13 protein-coding genes and 4 tRNA genes are annotated in these 16844 nt (G+C 62.5%); 8 read left to right on the forward strand and 9 right to left on the reverse strand.

Going from position 1 to position 16844, the window contains the following annotated elements; translation table 11 throughout:
- Nucleotides 1-103 precede the first annotated feature (103 nt).
- The 5 genes from AC5WNI_RS12450 to AC5WNI_RS12470 form a co-directional block, all read right to left on the reverse strand.
- Entirely contained in the window at nucleotides 104-1957 is a 1854-nt protein-coding gene (locus tag AC5WNI_RS12450; protein WP_495928525.1) for a dihydroxyacetone kinase subunit DhaK, read from the reverse strand.
- A gap of 312 nt (nucleotides 1958-2269) precedes the next feature.
- Nucleotides 2270-3472 carry a GGDEF domain-containing protein gene (locus tag AC5WNI_RS12455; RefSeq protein ID WP_217485788.1) on the reverse strand — a complete coding sequence of 401 codons (1203 nt, stop codon included), beginning with the start codon at nucleotides 3470-3472 and terminating at the stop codon, nucleotides 2270-2272.
- Between the two features lie 412 nt (nucleotides 3473-3884).
- Nucleotides 3885-4589, reverse strand: coding sequence for a glutathione S-transferase (locus AC5WNI_RS12460; protein WP_285461263.1), 705 nt, complete (start codon nucleotides 4587-4589; stop codon nucleotides 3885-3887).
- Between the two features lie 53 nt (nucleotides 4590-4642).
- Nucleotides 4643-4930 carry an HlyU family transcriptional regulator gene (locus AC5WNI_RS12465; protein ID WP_306424366.1) on the reverse strand — a complete coding sequence of 96 codons (288 nt, stop codon included), beginning with the start codon at nucleotides 4928-4930 and terminating at the stop codon, nucleotides 4643-4645.
- Nucleotides 4931-5256: 326 nt separating this feature from the next.
- Nucleotides 5257-6522, reverse strand: a complete 1266-nt coding sequence (locus tag AC5WNI_RS12470) for an argininosuccinate synthase (protein WP_282627791.1) — start codon at nucleotides 6520-6522, stop codon at nucleotides 5257-5259.
- 267 nt (nucleotides 6523-6789) lie between these two features.
- Between AC5WNI_RS12470 and rnt the strand changes: the two genes are divergently transcribed.
- Complete coding sequence (gene rnt / locus AC5WNI_RS12475) at nucleotides 6790-7485, forward strand: ribonuclease T (protein ID WP_175088563.1); 696 nt, start codon at nucleotides 6790-6792, stop codon at nucleotides 7483-7485.
- A gap of 167 nt (nucleotides 7486-7652) precedes the next feature.
- On the opposite strand, the gene grxD is transcribed toward rnt, so the two are convergent.
- Nucleotides 7653-7985 carry a Grx4 family monothiol glutaredoxin gene (gene grxD / locus AC5WNI_RS12480; RefSeq protein ID WP_166018798.1) on the reverse strand — a complete coding sequence of 111 codons (333 nt, stop codon included), beginning with the start codon at nucleotides 7983-7985 and terminating at the stop codon, nucleotides 7653-7655.
- Between the two features lie 316 nt (nucleotides 7986-8301).
- Between grxD and argF the strand changes: the two genes are divergently transcribed.
- Nucleotides 8302-9219 carry an ornithine carbamoyltransferase gene (argF, locus tag AC5WNI_RS12485; protein ID WP_495928526.1) on the forward strand — a complete coding sequence of 306 codons (918 nt, stop codon included), beginning with the start codon at nucleotides 8302-8304 and terminating at the stop codon, nucleotides 9217-9219.
- Between the two features lie 129 nt (nucleotides 9220-9348).
- Nucleotides 9349-10428 (forward strand): ABC transporter ATP-binding protein, encoded by a 1080-nt coding sequence (locus AC5WNI_RS12490; protein WP_217485787.1) that lies wholly within the window; start codon nucleotides 9349-9351, stop codon nucleotides 10426-10428.
- 87 nt (nucleotides 10429-10515) lie between these two features.
- On the opposite strand, the gene AC5WNI_RS12495 is transcribed toward AC5WNI_RS12490, so the two are convergent.
- The 3 genes from AC5WNI_RS12495 to AC5WNI_RS12505 all read right to left on the reverse strand — a co-directional run bounded on the left by AC5WNI_RS12495 (nucleotide 10516) and on the right by AC5WNI_RS12505 (nucleotide 11876).
- Entirely contained in the window at nucleotides 10516-11388 is an 873-nt protein-coding gene (locus tag AC5WNI_RS12495; RefSeq protein ID WP_495928527.1) for an AraC family transcriptional regulator, read from the reverse strand.
- 261 nt (nucleotides 11389-11649) lie between these two features.
- Nucleotides 11650-11725, reverse strand: a tRNA-Ala gene (locus tag AC5WNI_RS12500).
- Between the two features lie 75 nt (nucleotides 11726-11800).
- A tRNA-Ala gene (locus AC5WNI_RS12505) sits at nucleotides 11801-11876 on the reverse strand.
- Between the two features lie 301 nt (nucleotides 11877-12177).
- Here AC5WNI_RS12505 and uvrY point away from each other — a divergent pair.
- The 5 genes from uvrY to AC5WNI_RS12530 all read left to right on the forward strand — a co-directional run bounded on the left by uvrY (nucleotide 12178) and on the right by AC5WNI_RS12530 (nucleotide 16360).
- Nucleotides 12178-12840, forward strand: a complete 663-nt coding sequence (uvrY, locus tag AC5WNI_RS12510) for a UvrY/SirA/GacA family response regulator transcription factor (protein ID WP_043331360.1) — start codon at nucleotides 12178-12180, stop codon at nucleotides 12838-12840.
- A 270-nt stretch (nucleotides 12841-13110) separates the two neighbouring features.
- Nucleotides 13111-15144, forward strand: coding sequence for an excinuclease ABC subunit UvrC (gene uvrC / locus AC5WNI_RS12515; protein ID WP_285461261.1), 2034 nt, complete (start codon nucleotides 13111-13113; stop codon nucleotides 15142-15144).
- Between the two features lie 250 nt (nucleotides 15145-15394).
- The gene (gene pgsA / locus AC5WNI_RS12520) at nucleotides 15395-15943 is read left to right on the forward strand and encodes a CDP-diacylglycerol--glycerol-3-phosphate 3-phosphatidyltransferase (protein WP_043331361.1); all 549 of its coding nucleotides are present in this window, start codon (nucleotides 15395-15397) and stop codon (nucleotides 15941-15943) included.
- A gap of 156 nt (nucleotides 15944-16099) precedes the next feature.
- A tRNA-Gly gene (locus AC5WNI_RS12525) sits at nucleotides 16100-16174 on the forward strand.
- Nucleotides 16175-16286: 112 nt separating this feature from the next.
- A tRNA-Cys gene (locus AC5WNI_RS12530) sits at nucleotides 16287-16360 on the forward strand.
- Nucleotides 16361-16844: the final 484 nt, after the last annotated feature.

Consider the following 16844-nt stretch of genomic DNA (forward strand, 5'->3'; position numbering starts at 1 on the left):
CTTTTTGCGTCATGCGGCTTTGGCTCTAGAGCTTTATGGGGCTGGAGAGCTCAGACACTCGTCATTCGGGTCAACCAGCTCAGCGGGTCAATGGAAGCTTCAATCAACCTGCGGCTTCCTCGGCGGCATCGGCCAGCGCTTCGAAAACACGCGCCACGGCTTCCGCGCCCGGGTCGCTGTTGCCGACCAGATGGGCGGAAGGCACGTAGGCGGAGCGCCCGGCCCGCGCCTTGGCCATCTCGGCGGTGGCATCCGCGCCCTGACGGGCGGCGCACGCCATCGCGGCCCAGTCGACACGAACGCTCGGGGTCGTCTGCAGCGAAGACTGCAGTGCTTCCAGCGCCGGTAACAGCGCATCCAGCAGGCTGCGGTCGCCGCGTGAGGCACCGCCGTAATGCTGCATGCGGGCGACGCCGTGACTCAGGGCATCGTGCCAGCGCTGGCTCATTGGCGCCTGGCCATTCGTGTTCGACTGCTCCTTCCAGCGGGTGGCCGCTGCGGTGAACAGCGTCGAGAGCAGCACACCACTGGAGCCGCCCATGCCGTGGGCCAGCTGCTTGCCGATGGTGGCCATCAGCTCGCCGGAATCACCACATGCCAGCTCGCAGTCTTCCAGCGCCTCGATCACCGCACGCGCACCGCTGGCGAAGGTACTGCCGGTATCACCGTCACCGCTGATGGCATCGAGTCGGTCGAGATCCGCCTCGCTGGCAAGCAGGACTTCCAATGCCGCGCGCAGGCGTTGCTCGACCTGCGGATCGCCCGGCAGGCCGGCACGCGATTTCACGCCACGGGCGGCACGCTCCCGGCAGTCGGCCCTGGCCTGGGCACGTCTGGCATCCGAGGCTTCGTCGCTGGCCGTTCTGACGGCGTCCTGACTCGGGGTGAAGTGCGCCAGTGGCGTCACCGGCTGCACACCCGGCCAGGCGACCGGCGCGCAGCTGGCGCTGAGCGCCTCTTCCAGCAGGCTATCCAGCGGCAGCAGCGTCAGCGAGAAGCCGTGCATGTCCAGCGAGGTCATCAGCGGTTGCGGGCCGACCACGGCATGGATGCCCAGCGCCTGCAGCGACGGATGCGTCAGCGCTTCTTCCAGCAGCAGACTGCGCTCCAGCGCCGAGCAACCGCCCAGATCATTGATCAGCAGCAGATGGCCGCTGGCCGGCAGGTCGCCGCCGACATCCTTGCGCGAATGGCCCTGCACCAGCGCCGTGACCACGGTGTCCATGACGGCATGCACGCCGTGGATGCCCGAGTCGCTGCCAAGCTCCAGCGCCATGGCGCCCGGCTCGCCGTGAATGCCCAGCCCCAGTTCCGGTGCGCGCTGCTCTCGCGGCTTGCCGGGATGGCGGCCGACATTGAAGGCAACGCCCAAGGTTGAACAGCTGTCGGCGACGCGACGCGCGACGGCGGTGATTTCCTTGAGGCCCGCCCCGCGTGCCGCCAGCGCACCGGTGACCTTGTGCACCAGCAGCGTCCCGGCCAGCCCGCGTGGCTGCGGGTTATCGGGCAGCGCCACATCGTCGGCGACGATGACCATCTCGACCTTGAAGCCTTCCTGGCGCGCCCGCTCGGCCGCCAGTCCGAAGTTGAGGCGATCCCCGGTGTAGTTCTTGACGATCAGCAAGGCCCCGGCCTCTCCGGTGACTTCGCGGATCGCCGCCAGCACGGCGTCCACCGTCGGCGAGGCGAACAGCTCACCACACACGGCGGCTGTCAGCATGCCCGCGCCGACGAAGCCTGCGTGCGCGGGTTCATGCCCCGAGCCGCCACCGGAAATCAGCGCGACCTGATCGCGCGCCCAGTCATCACGCACTACCAGGCGCATGCCACTGGCGGGGTCTGACAGCCGCACGCCACTGCCATCCGGGTGGCGCAGTCGTGCGCAGCCTTCCAGCGCCTCGCCGACGACCAGGCGTGGCTGATTGATGAACTGTCGGCCAGACTCGCTGCTACTCATCCTTCTCTCCTTGAGGACACTCGCCCTGCTGATAAAGGCGGCACTTGAGGCCGCCGTTCATGCCTGTCTTGCGTCACGACGCTTCCATGACGCCGGGGGGCCTCGACTCATCCTGCCTTGCCGTCCCCCCAGCGTCGTTCGCGACTTTGCCGGATGCAATAGTCATATCAGAAAATGATGGCATTCGCGCTGCCGCGTTGCGCCACGCCCGTCAATCGAGTGGCCTGAAAGACAAAAGCCCCCGACGCTTGCGCGTGCAGGGGGCTTGGGATGTCGGGAGCCAGCGGGAAGCAGGCAGGCTTGTCATGGCGTTCACCTGGCCTCCTTGGCCCTGGCATCGGCAGACTCGGAATCAGCCGATACGCTATCGCCACGCTCGGTATCGGCAGGAGCGGGCTGCTGCCTTGGCGGCGACTGGGGGGCTGGCCGGGGGGCCGGCGCCTGCTGCGTTAGCGGTGCATGCTGTGGGTGCAGCCAGGAAGGCAGCCGACTCGCGGGGGCCTGCAGATTCGAGGCCTGGTATTCGCTGGCAGAGCATTCCACCGGCGCGTGCACCCTGTAGCCGTGCTTGCCATGGTGCTTGACCCGATACATCGCCTGATCGGCCTGTTCCAGCGCCAGCCCGAAGCGATTGTCGGCATCGCGCCCGAAACAGATGCCGATGCTCAGGCCGACGCAGCCGAGACCACCGCTGATCTCGAGGGGATGCGCGAAGCGCTCCAGCCAGCGACGGGCGATATGTTCAACACGCGGCAGTGTCATGCGGGGCAGCTGAAAGAGGAATTCATCGCCGCCGAAACGCGCCGAGAGATGCTGGTGGATGCCCAGTCGATGCAGCTCATCGTTCAGGCCATGCGCGACCAGCACCAGCACTTCGTCACCGGCACGATGACCGAACTGATCATTGACCTGCTTGAAGCCGTCGAGGTCGATGAAGATCAAGGCACTGTCATCGGCCAGCGGTCGCTGATGCCAGCTGTTGATGGCCTGGCGATTGGCAAGCCCCGTCAGGGCATCGGTACTGGCCAGTGCATTGAGGCGCGATTCGTAGTCCTTCTCATGACTGATGTCGGTATGCGTGCCCAGCAGCCGCAGGGCATTGCCGTGCTCATCGCGCTCGACCACCCGTCCGCGATCGGCGACCCAGGTGATGCTGCCATCGCGGGCCAGCATGCGATGCACGACCTGATAGACCTCGGTGCGCCCCTCGAGGTGATCATTGAGATTGGCGAGCACTTCGTCGCGGTCTTCCGGGTGCAGGTGCTCGCGCCAGACATCGAAATGGGCGTTCAGCTCGCCGGGCTGATAGCCCAGCATACGTCCCCAACGATAGTTGAAGATGGTGAGCTTGCCGCTGGGCACTTCGAGCTGCCAGAGGCGCAGGCCGGTACCGTCGAGCGTCGTCGACAGTTTCTCTTCCAGCCCCGCTAGTCGGCGTTCAAGGCGAGCCTTGTCGCGTTCCATCTGCTGGAGTGCTTGTTCCAGTGATTGTTCACGCAGACTCTTGCGTGCCATGCCAGGCCCCCGGTCGACTCCTTGTCCTGCATCCTGTTTATCCATCGGCACACGGCGGACTCCCCCACTCGCTTGCCGATGCATCGCTCACGGTCTAGTGCTATGTCTTGTTGTCCAGACTTGTTGTTATGCCATGTCGTTCTGTCTTGCGATGCTTATCCGCCTGTTGTGCCTGGCATCCTTGGCGCTTCGCCGCCCAGCCTGGTGGCTGGGCGGCTGTCGCCCGCTCGAGATCAATAAGCATTAACTGTAGCTTAAATATCTAAAACAGAACCTATCGATATAACGTTCAGATGTGACAGCCCGAATGCCGAAAGAATCCCGACGAAAGTCTCAATCACATCAATAGCGCAAAAATGCGCAAGCCATATAATGTTTGCGACTCGCACCCGAGCATCAGCACCTCAGCACCTCAGAGCGCCAGCTCGCCACCCTTGGCCACGGCACGCTGAAAGGCCTCGCGCTGACGGATGCGGGCCAGCCATTCCTGGATATTCGGGTGATTCTTGAGCCCCTGGCGCGCATCAAGCGCCTGGATAGGGAAGCTCATCTGGATATCGGCACCGGTCAGCGAGTCACCGGCAAGCCACTGGCGATGCTCGAGACAGGTATCCATGTAGGCGAGATGCGCCTTGATCTCCGGGCTGATGAAACTGTCATTCACCCCCTTGGCCAGCTTGCGCGCGATCGGACGCACCAACCACGGCACCGGTGGCTTGTCGAGGCGCGAGAATACCAGTCTGAGCATCAGCGGCAGCATCGCCGAACCCTCGGCGAAGTGCAGCCAGAAGCGGTAGTCACGCTCGGCCTGGCTGCCGGCGGGTGGGCGCAGATGGGCAGTGCTGCCGCTGCCCTGGCCGGCGTACAGATCGATCAGGTATTCGATGATCGCACCGGACTCGGCGACCACCACCGGCTCGGCATTCTCTCCCGTCAGGGTGGTGTCGGTGATGATCGGCGCCTTGCCTAGCGGGTGAATCTCCTTCAGCGCCCTGGGCGCACGCATGCTGTTGCTGTCGCGGGCATAGGTCTGCAGACGGTATTCAAGATTCAACTCTTCCAGCAGCCACAGGATGCGCTGCGAGCGCGAGTTTTCCAGATGGTGAACCGTGATCATGGGCGTGCTCCTGAAGGTAGGGTCAAGTGCGCAGCGGTCAGCTCCGGGGGCGATCAGCGCTCGAAGATGCTGTCACCCAGGTCATCGATGGTGCGCTTCGCCTTGAGCAGGGTCAGCTCCACGGCGCCCTCTTCGCCCGGCACGGTGTCGGAGCGCTCGAAACGGTGCTCCAGCATCTCGCCGCCTTCCACCGGCTTGCGGATCACGCCCGACACCCGGTATTGACCATCGTGCTTCTGCGGCATCGCCACGATCAGATAGCCCTTGTATTCAGTGGCTTCCGGTTCCTTGACCGGCGCAGGCTCGCCTGCGGCAAACAGTTTCTTCAGCATACCCAGCATGAGACATCTTCCTTGGCCGGCCGCCATGACGGACGCCGGCACTCTACGTGCAGAAATGACAATGAAAAGGGGCTGTGGCCAGCATCGCATGCACCCACGAGGGAGAAAAGCGCCCAGCAACGCCGCTGAGCGCCATGCGTGCCCTGGATGATCAGCACCTCATCAGACGAAATCGCGCCCGGCTCTGGCCGCCGGCAGCGTGACATCCACAGCCGGTTGACGCGGCACGGACAGCCGGATAGCACGACGCCGACCCCTATGGCAGCGAATGGCTGCAGCAGGGGCCGGCGTCATGGTGTTCCGAGATCAGGCTATCGGATCAGAGATTACTCGATGCCACGTCCCTTGCTGGCCGCGATACGCAGGCGCAGGGAGTTCAGCTTGATGAAGCCGGCAGCATCTTTCTGATCGTAGGCGCCCGCGTCGTCTTCGAAGGTCGCGATGGACTCATCGAACAGCGAATCTTCGGACTGACGGCCGACGACGATCACGTTGCCCTTGTAGAGCTTGAGACGCACGACGCCGTTGACGACCTTCTGGGACTCATCGATGGCCGCCTGCAGCATGCGACGCTCCGGGCTCCACCAGTAGCCGTTGTACACCAGCTCAGCGTACTTGGGCATCATCTCGTCCTTCAGGTGGGCCGCTTCGCGGTCCAGAGTGATGGATTCGATGGCACGGTGAGCACGCATCATGATGGTGCCGCCCGGTGTTTCGTAGCAGCCACGCGACTTCATGCCGACGTAACGGTTCTCGACGATGTCGAGACGGCCGATGCCATTCGCGCCGCCGACCTTGTTCAGGTACTCGAGCACTTCGTGAGCGGCCATTTCCTTGCCGTCGATGGCAGTGATATCGCCCTTGGTGTAGGTCAGATCGATGTAGGTCGCGTCATTGGGCGCCTGCTCCGGGCTGACGCTCCAGCGCCACATCTCTTCTTCGCACTCGGTCCACGGGTCTTCCAGCACACCACCTTCATAGGAGATGTGCAGAAGGTTCGCATCCATGGAGTACGGAGACTTCTTCTTGTTCTTGGCGTAGTCGACTTCGATACCGTGCTGCTCGCAGTATTCCATCAACTTCTCGCGGGAGTTCAGGTCCCACTCACGCCACGGCGCGATGACCTGGATGCCCGGCTTCAGCGCGTAGGCGCCCAGCTCGAAACGCACCTGGTCGTTGCCCTTGCCGGTCGCGCCGTGAGAGATGGCGTCGGCGCCGGTCTCGTTGGCGATCTCGACCAGACGACGCGCGATCAACGGACGTGCGATGGAGGTGCCCAGCAGGTACTCGCCTTCATAGATGGCGTTGGCACGGAACATCGGGAAGACGTAATCGCGGACGAAGGTCTCGCGCAGGTCTTCGATGTAGATCTCCTTCACGCCGAGGGCTTCTGCCTTGGCACGCGCCGGCTCGACTTCCTCGCCCTGACCGAGGTCAGCTGTGAAGGTCACGACTTCACAGTTGTAGGTTTCCTGCAGCCACTTGACGATGACTGAAGTGTCCAGGCCGCCGGAGTAGGCGAGAACGACCTTTTGCACGTCGGACATGCTTGACTCCTGAGTTGATGCTTGTAGTTCCCGCGTACCACTGATGAACGCCGTGGCCGCAGGTGGGGTTGGATCGCCCGGTCCAGACGAGCGAAGACCGCGCAAGCGCAGCCGCTCATCTACCCGAATCACGATGTGACGCCGATTATAGCGAGGCTGGCACCTCACCGATACTGCCAGGAGGGCCAGAGACACCCCGGCACGCGGCCAGCGCCGCGACGCGCCCTTTTCGCCCTGCTACAATTGGCCACCTTGAGCGTCGGCAATACGCACGACGCAGCACGAGATGCTATGACGGGATTGGAGATCTTGATGACCCAGGCGAGCGAGCGCACGCAGATGGCACAGCGCTTCCGTGGCTTTCTGCCAGTGGTGGTCGACCTCGAGACGGGTGGTTTCAATGCCGCCGGTGATGCACTGCTCGAGATCGCTGCCGTCACGCTGACCATGGACGACGATGGCAACATGGTGCCGGATGCGACCTATGCCTTCCACGTGGCCCCCTTCGAGGGCGCCAACATCGAACAGTCGGCACTGGATTTCACCGGTATCGATCTCGACAACCCGGTGCGCAAGCAGGTCGCGGTGGCCGAGAATCAGGCGCTGGGCGAGATCTTCAGCCCGGTGCGCAAGGCCATCAAGGCGCACGGCTGCACGCGTGCGGTGCTGGTCGGCCACAATGCGGCCTTCGATCAGGGCTTCCTGAACGCGGCAGTCGAGCGTTGCGGTATCAAGCGCAATCCGTTCCACCCGTTCTCGTGCTTCGATACCGCTTCGCTTGCGGGTCTGGTCTATGGCCAGACGGTACTGGCGCGCGCCTGCCGTGCCGCCGGCATCGAGTTCGACAACGCCTCCGCCCACTCGGCGCGTTATGACACCGAACGCACCGCGGAGCTGTTCTGCGCGATGGTCAATCGCTTCAAGGACCTGGGCGGCTGGGACCTGGCGATGAAAGAACAGGGCATGAATGACGAGGTGCCGGTCTCGCTCGACGCGCCCGCGCCCTGACTGGCAGAGCTTTTGACAAGCCCTCCAAGCATCAGACATGAAAACGCCCCCGCAGCCTGGCTGCGGGGGCGTTTTTTCTGCTCGGCACTGATCTACCAAGAGCAAGCATGATCAGAGCGGCTCCTATCAGAAGATGCGGATCAGGGGTGCCGATCAGAAGATGCCGATCACTCGGCAGACGCTTCCTGAGCGGCCTGCTTGATCAGCGGCTCCAGCTCGCCGTTCTGGTACATCTCGACCACGATGTCGCAACCGCCGACCAGCTCGCCGTTGACCCACAGCTGCGGGAAGGTCGGCCAGTTGGCGTATTTCGGCAGCTCGGCGCGGATGTCCGGGTTGTCGAGAATGTTGACGAAGGCGAAACGCTCGCCGCAGGACATGACGGCCTGCACGGTCTGCGCAGAGAAACCACACTGCGGCAGCTGCGGGGTGCCCTTCATGTACAGGAGGATCGGGTTCTCGCCAATCTGCTTTTCGATCGATTCGATGGTAGTGCTCATGTGCAATCCTCGGACGGTGGGCGCAAGGCCCGTGAGTGTCATTCCCTCATTCTACTGGGGGTAAGCCATGAATTCAGCCCCCGATAGTGCCCGAGTTGTGGATTGCTGTCTGCAGCAGCGCGCATCGGCCCTGCAGCGCGCGTCATGGCCGCCCTGATAACGGCATGAGCGTTGCACGCTCGAGCCGAGCTGGCTAGGATGGCTCTTTTGACAGGCAGCGCCATCCGGGCGCCGTGATCGTCGGCGACTTCCTTCCCTCCGACGCATGGCGCCCTTTTCGATGGTGCTGCCCGAGACCCTGACAGGAGCCCGCTCGATGGCCACCCGGCACTTTCTGACCCTGCTTGACCTTTCTCCGGAAGAACTCGACTACCTCATCCAGCGCGCCATCACCATCAAGGATGGGCTGAAGAAGGAAGGTCCGGTCTATACGCCGTTCGCCAACCGCACCTTGGCGATGATTTTCGAGAAGTCCTCTACGCGCACCCGCGTGTCCTTCGAGACGGCCATGGCGCAATTCGGTGGCCATGCGCTGTTCCTGTCACCGCGCGACACCCAGCTGGGCCGTGGCGAGCCGATCGGCGACACTGCCCGCGTGCTGTCCGAGATGGTCGATGGCGTGATGATCCGCACCTTCGCCCACTCCGACATCGAAGCCTTCGCCGACGCCTCCAGCGTGCCGGTCATCAATGCGCTGACCGATGACTATCATCCGTGCCAGCTGCTGGCGGACGTGATGACCTGGACCGAATGCCGTGGCTCCGTGAAGGGCAAGACAGCGGTCTGGATCGGCGATGGCAACAACATGTGCCACTCCTGGATCAACGCCGCGCGTCAGTTCGATTTCAACCTGCGCATCTGCTGCCCGGAAGGCTACGAGCCGGACAGCGAGATCGTCGCGGCGGCTGGCCAGCGCGTCAGCATCCATCGTGACCCGCAGCAAGCCGTGCAGGGCGCGGACATGGTGACCACCGATGTCTGGGCCTCCATGGGCCAGGAAGAAGAGCAGCTCAAGCGTGAGGCCGACTTCGCCGGTTTCCAGGTCGATGAAGCCATGCTCGACAAGGCCGCCGACGATGTCATCTTCCTGCACTGCCTGCCGGCACACCGCGGCGAAGAGATCAGCATGGGTCTGCTGGATGACCCGCGCGCCGTCGTCTGGCAGGAAGCAGGCAATCGCCTGCATGCCCAGAAGGCACTGCTCGAGTTCCTGATGCTGGGTCGCCAGGACTGAGCCATCAGCACTGAAGCTCAGGACTGAGCCGCCGCCTGCATCCACGCAGGCGGCGCTCGCGTATGCTCAAGCGAGACGGACACTCCCCTGCCCCGCTGCCTTCATCGCCATCCGGACTGACCTGCCATCATGCAACCGCTCCTTCAGATCGATTCGCTGGAATGTCGCTACGACACCACCGTCGTGACCCGCGACATCAATTTCTCCCTCAACAAGGGTGACATTGCCTGCCTGCTCGGCCCCTCCGGCTGTGGCAAGACCACGCTGCTGCGCGCGATTGCCGGCTTCGAACCGGTGGCAGTGGGCGAGATTCGTCTCGAAGGCGAGGTGCTGTCCAGCGCGACTCATCTGACCGCGCCGGAGCAGCGCCATGTCGGCATGGTCTTTCAGGATTACGCGCTGTTCCCCCATCTGAGCGTGGCGGACAACGTGGCCTTCGGCGTGCGCCGCATGACCCGAGAAACGCGCAATGACAAGGTGACGGAGCTGCTGACCCTGGTCGGCCTCGCCCACCTCGGCGAGCGCTTCCCGCATGAACTGTCCGGTGGCCAGCAGCAGCGCGTGGCCCTGGCCCGCGCGCTGGCACCGGAGCCGCGCATTCTGCTGCTCGATGAGCCGTTCTCGAATCTGGACGTGGAGCTGCGCCGTCAGCTGAGCCAGGAGGTGCGGCGGATTCTCAAGCACCTCGGCATCAGCGCGGTGCTGGTCACGCATGACCAGAATGAGGCCTTCGCGATGGCCGACCAGATCGGCGTGATCCACGGCGGTCATCTGCAGCAGTGGGACACGCCGTTCAACCTGTATCACGAACCCGCCACGCGCTTCGTCGCCAACTTCATCGGCCAGGGCTATTTCATCCCCGGCACGCTGAAGGACAACGAATGCGTGAGCACGGAGCTGGGCGTGATTCGCGGCAACCGTGCCTATCCGTATGCACCCGGCACGCCGGTGGATGTGCTGCTGCGCCCGGATGATCTGGTGTTGGCCGAAGGAGATTCGGAAGCGACCGACCTCAAGGCACGCGTGCTCAGCGCGACCTTCGCCGGTACCAGCACCCTCTACCGGCTGGCGCTGCCTTCCGGGCGGGCAGTCGAGGCGGCCTTCAACAGCCATCACGACTATCAGCCCGGAGAGCAGGTCATGCTGCGCATCCAGGCCGATCATCTGATCCTCTTCGAGCGTGTCGAGGAGAGTGAAGCGGTGCTCTAGCGCGCCACGCACAGGATGATCGCCAGCCATGAAAAAACGGCCTCCTTTCGGATGGCCGTTTTTTCATGGCTCGCTCATGGAGGGCCGCTATTTGAACTGACTCCATTGCTTGGGCGACTGCCCGTACAGGCGCTTGAATTCACGACTGAATTGCGAGGAGCTGACATAGCCCACGGCCATGGCCGCCTCGCTGACGGTCTTGCCATTGGCGATCTGCATGGCGGCGGTATTGAGACGCATGGACTTCACGAACTGGATCGGCGACATCGTGGTCGCCTGCTTGAACTTGCGGTGGAAGACGGCGCGGCTCATGCCGACCCGCCCGGCCATGTCTTCAATGCTGACCGGCTCATCCAGACGGCTGGAGAGGTAATCGATCGCCCGCGCGATCTCATTGCCCACACCGAAGGCGCGTCGCGCCGACTCCCCCGCCTCACCCTTCAGGACGGAGTAGTAAAGCTCCCGCAGCCGCCCTTCTCCCAGTATCGCCGCATCGGTGGGGCTCTGTGCCACCTGCAGCAGTCGCAACAAGGCATCGCTGAAGGCGGCGTCCCAATGCGCCAGGGCAAGCCCCGGCGGCAGTGGGCCGCTGCCCGGCTTGCGCACAAGCCCCGCAGCGCTTTCCATCTCGATGGCAAGCTCCGTCATCACCCGCGTGTCCAGCGAGACGTACACGCCCAACAATGGCGTCTCTGGCGAGGCCGTGGGGGCGCCCGCCTCGACCGGCATCGAGATGGGGCAACATAGATACTGACGGCTGTCATAGACATGTCGCTCGCCGTCCAGTATCGCCTCCTTGGCACCGTTGACGATCACCACCACGGCGGGCTCATAGATGGCCGGCGCGCAACGCACGGGCTCCGTCATGCGAAAGAGCTGCACGCCCTTCACTGCGGTCTCTCGAATGCCTTCTTCGTGGGCGAGGCTCGCCACGAGTCGTGTGATCTCTTGTCTGCTCATGTCGCCAATCTAGCGCCATGCCTGCCTCTCATCAACAACTTGAGACGATCAGGCAATGATTGGCGGCAATTTCAGCCGATCACGAGACTGGATGAGATTTCTCGCCTATCTTCCTCAGCGTTGGCAGACCCGGGAAATGGCGGCTATATATGTGAAGCAGACAGGGGCGAGCTGCAGACAGGGGCAAGCTGACAGGGCCGAGCTGAAAGCCGGGCACAAAAAAGTGGCCACCCCGAAGGATGACCGCTTTTTCAACAATTCTGGTGGAGCCTAGCGGGATCGAACCGCTGACCTCAACACTGCCAGTGTTGCGCTCTCCCAGCTGAGCTAAGGCCCCTCATCAGACTGTCATGTCATGTGTCACCTGCAGGCAAGTGGGCACGTGAAACCTGGACAGACTTGTCGTGAATCATGGTGGAGCCTAGCGGGATCGAACCGCTGACCTCAACACTGCCAGTGTTGCGCTCTCCCAGCTGAGCTAAGGCCCCGTCTTCACGATGGAGCGCATATTACAGAGCGACGAATACGTCGTCAACCTCTTATTTTGGCTGCGCTTTGTGGAGTGCGTGAAGTCTGGGCATCGCATCGCGGAGCACGATTTACCACAGCGGCTCGCTCACTGCCTCACGGCCGACGAAAAGGAGCAGGAATCACGCTAGCACTATATCAGTAGTGGTTATCCTGAACGCGACGCACTGGATAACAGGGGCATCGACAAGCCCTTGTCCAATGGGTACATTGGATCCCGCATTCACTTCATTGCTTATTGACATCTTTACTGGAGCCGCCTTGATCAAGGTTCTTGTCGCTGACGACCACCACCTGGTGCGTACCAGCATCGTCCGTACCATTGAGCTAGAGGATGGGCTCAAGGTGATTGCAGAAGCCTCGGATGGCGAAACCGCGATCAAACTCTGCCGTGAGCACAGCCCGGATATCGTGCTCATGGACATACGCATGCCCGGCGTCGATGGCCTGGAAGCCACACAGAAGATCGTGCGCAGCCTGCCCGACGTCAGAGTCATCGTGCTGACCGCCTATCTGGAAGAGTCCTTCGCCAAACGCCTGCTGGAAGCGGGAGCCTTCGGTTTCATCTCCAAGGGCACGCCCTTTGACGAGATGATCCGCGCCATCCATCAGGTGGCCGCAGGCGAACGCTATCTGTCCCCGGAAATCGCCCAGCGCCTGGTGTTCTCGGGCATGGACACCCAGCGCAGCAATCCCTTCGATCAGCTATCGAGCCGAGAACTTCAGGTGGCGACGATGATCGTCAATTGCCATCGCGTCAGCGAGATCTCGGACCGCCTGCACCTGAGCCCGAAGACGGTCAACACCTACCGCTACCGCATCTTCGACAAGCTTGGTGTGACCAGCGACGTGGAGATGACGCACCTGGCCATGCGTCACCAATTGCTGGATGACTACGTGCTGGACCGTCCTGACGAGGCCTGAGCAAGCACACCTTGCTGGCCTGCCACACGCTGCAGGCCCGCGCTGCTCGTGACACTCCCGAGCAGCGCCGATAACGCCTCATGCAAGAACGCCACCTTCCCCGGGTGGCGTTCTTGCATGAGGTGTTTCTGTCTGAGACCTTCATGCATGGCACGTCCCGACAGGCGCCTTTCCTGCCAGCAGGCATTGCAGCATGGCTCTGCTGCCCCCATGCCTGCGAGCAATCGCCCTTGTTTGATAGACTCGAGGCATCTCTGGACGAGGAACCTCATGGCCAAGCAGCACACTGATCCCACGATGACGGACACCACTTCCCGGTCGTCCGAGAATGAGGACCCGGCAGGCACCGCCAGCCAGCCTGATGCCCAGCCGGCCTCATCAGCGAGTGCGCACGCTGACAGCCGCGCGCGCAGAGACGCCGCGCGTGTCTCCAGCCGCCTGATCACCAGCGACGCGAGCAGTGACCTGCTGCAGGGCAGCGAGGCAACCGGCTTCGACGCCCGCCATTTCCTCAAGCATGTCAGCGACGCGCCCGGCATCTATCGCATGCTGGATAGCGCCGGTGACGTGCTGTACGTGGGCAAGGCCAAGCGTCTCAAGGCGCGCCTCTCCAGCTATTTCCGCAATACCGGCCTGAATGCCAAGACCCAGGCGCTGGTCGGACGCATTGCCGATGTACAGGTCACCATCACGCGCAGCGAGACCGAGGCCCTGCTGCTGGAGCAGACCCTGATCAAAGAGCTGCGCCCGCCCTACAACATCCTGCTGCGTGACGACAAATCCTACCCTTACGTCTTCATCAGCCAGCATCACGACTATCCGGCGATGGAGTTCAAGCGCGTGCGCCACAAGCGCAATGACGGACGCTACTTCGGCCCCTACCCGAGCAGCGTCGCGGTGCGCGAGTCCCTGACGCTGATGCAGAAGATCTTCCGCCTGCGCAATTGCGAGGATTCGGTGTTCGCCCACCGCGAGCGCCCGTGCCTGCAATATCAGATCAACCGCTGCACCGCGCCGTGTGTCGACTACATCAGCAAGCAGGATTATCGCCGCGACATGGAACATGCGGTGATGTGCCTGAACGGCCAGAGCGACAAGGTCACCGACGAGCTCAGCCAGGCGATGGAAGACGCGGCCATGCGACTGGAATTCGAGGAAGCGGCTCGCCTGCGTGATCAGGTCGCCCAGCTGCGCCGCATGCAGGAGAAGCAATACGTCGACACCGGCACCGGCAACGCCGACATCCTGGCGCTGGCCGAGCGCCCCGGCGGACTCTGCATCAGTGTGGTCTCGGTCCGCCAGGGTCGCATGCTCGGCGCGCGCCACTTCTCGCCGGGCAATGGCCTGGACCTGACCAGCAGCGAGCTGCTGACCAGCTTCGTCAGTCAGTACTATCTCGGCCAGGACAGGGAGATGCCCGATGAGGTGCTGACCTCGCTGGCCCTCGAGGACGCCAACCTGCTGGAAGGCGCCTTGAGCGAGAAGGCCGAACGCCGGGTACGGGTCGCGCATCAGGTGCGTGGCCATCGCGCCCAGTGGCTGACACTGGCGCAGACCAACGCCGAGCAACATCTGGCCACCCAGCTGGCCAGCCGCCAGCAGCTGTCCAACCGCTTCCTGTCGCTGCGCGATGCGCTGGGACTCGATGAAGTGCCCAAGCGACTGGAATGTTTCGACATCTCCCACAGTCATGGCGAGGCGACCGTGGCCAGCTGCGTGGTCTTCGATCATGACGGCCCGATCAAGTCGGATTACCGGCGCTTCAATATCGAAGGCGTGACGGCCGGCGATGACTACGCCGCCATGCAGCAGGCGCTGACGCGGCGCTTCAAGCGCCTGCAGGAAGGCGAAGGCAAGCGCCCGGACATCCTGCTGGTCGATGGCGGCAAGGGGCAGCTCAACATGGCGCGCGGGGTGTTCGAGTCACTCGGCGTGACCGACATCATCCTGCTCGGGGTGGCCAAGGGCACCACACGCAAGGCAGGGCTCGAGACGCTGTTCATCGAGACGGTGCACGACACCCTCGACCTCGACAGCCACTCACCGGCGCTGCACTTGATCCAGCATGTGCGCGATGAATCGCACCGCTTCGCCATCGCCGGTCACCGCGCCAAACGCGACAAGGCGCGGCGTACCTCAAGTCTGGAGGGAATCGCGGGAGTCGGCCCCAAGCGGCGCCGCGAGCTGCTCAAGTTCTTCGGCGGTCTGCAGGGGGTGAAACAGGCCTCCAAACCGGAACTGGCCCGCGTGCCCGGCATCAGCGAATCGCTCGCCGAGCTGATCCACCAGGCGCTGCATGGTTGATGAATCAGACGCTGAATGGCTGCCTCCCGTACACGACATGGTGGCCTCTGGCACCATCGACTCAACGCTCAAGGAAGAGTGACAGAGCGTTGGCTTGAATAACCTGCCGTTTGGCATGGCTGAATGCGCCGCCGGCAGGCTAGAATAGACGACTTGTGCGGCGTCAATCGAACGGCTTTCTTCAGGGGCTCGACTCGCCCTCGATTGCGCCCAGCCACCTACGCTTCATGCAAGGACTCGTGCCGTCACGATGAGCATCCCCAATATCCTGACTCTGATCCGCATCCTGTTCATTCCGCTGCTGGTGGTATGTTTCTATCTGCCTTATGCATGGAGCCTGCCGCTGACGGCGCTGCTCTTCGCACTGGCCGCCATCACCGACTGGTTCGATGGCTATCTGGCCCGTCTGTGGAATCAGACCACGCCCTTCGGCGCCTTCCTGGACCCCGTCGCCGACAAGCTGATGGTCGCGGTGGCACTGGGCCTGCTGATAGAACGCTACGACAGCCTGTGGATGACCATCCCGAGTCTGGTCATCATCGGTCGCGAGATCGTCATCTCGGCACTGCGTGAGTGGATGGCCGAGATCGGCAAGCGCGGCAGTGTCGCGGTGTCCTGGGTCGGCAAACTGAAGACGGCTGCCCAGATGCTCGCCCTGTTCATGCTGCTGTTCTTCGCCCCGGGCAGTGTCGGAGGGGACGCCGGCCTCGCCCTGCTGTATATCTCGGCTGCGCTGACGCTGTGGTCGATGATCAGCTACCTGCGCGCCGCCTGGCCGGAACTGGTGCGCTCGGTCTGACACCCCGTTCAGCCACGAGATGCTGCGAATGCCTCAACGCTCACCGCCCCTATGGCCGGTGGGCGTTTTCGTTTCCAGCGACCTGACTCGCGAGACAATTTTTCATTAACTGTTTGACAGCATGGGAATTATCCGTATAATTCGACCTCGAGTTCAGCGGGAATAGCTCAGTGGTAGAGCACAACCTTGCCAAGGTTGGGGTCGCGAGTTCGAATCTCGTTTCCCGCTCCAGTAACACAGGTAGCGCAACATCCACCTGATTTACTGACTCATGTATCTGCAGCAGCATCAGTGGATACTCCTCGGATCAGGCATCAGTTTCGACTGACATCTCGATCATTGAGGCTGGATGGCAGAGTGGTCATGCAGCGGACTGCAACTCCGTGTACGCCGGTTCGATTCCGACTCCAGCCTCCATTTCAGATACCGAAACATCCCCTGTTTCTCTCTGGAATGGCTATGACACCCACCCCCTTCGGGTCGTCACACTTCCCTTGCTTGTTTCGATTTGCATTGCTGCAACCCTGGCGCTTTTTTCGCCTGACTATCACCTGGTCTACGTCTTGCCAAGTCGTTGCCTTGCCACGTGATATCTCTGTTTTCATCTGTCCAGTGATTCTGACAGCCGCCCTGATCCCATGAATGATTCCCCCTGTGCGCCTTCGCGCTCGGTGCTGATCCTCTGTTTTCCTGCCCTTCTCCACCGCGCACCTTTTCGCGTCGCTTGCCGTGATCATGCCGGGTAAAAATCGCTCTGCTCTCCTGTCTCAATGTCACCGCTCACGATGACCATTCAGCGTCGCAATTTCATTGCATAACAGTCAGTTGAATCACGTATTAAGCAAGGTGTCATTGCCATTAAAGTTGACCTTGATCTGAAATATGATAAGTTATGCGCCAG

The organism is Cobetia sp. PDI-12MA (genome assembly GCF_059507695.1).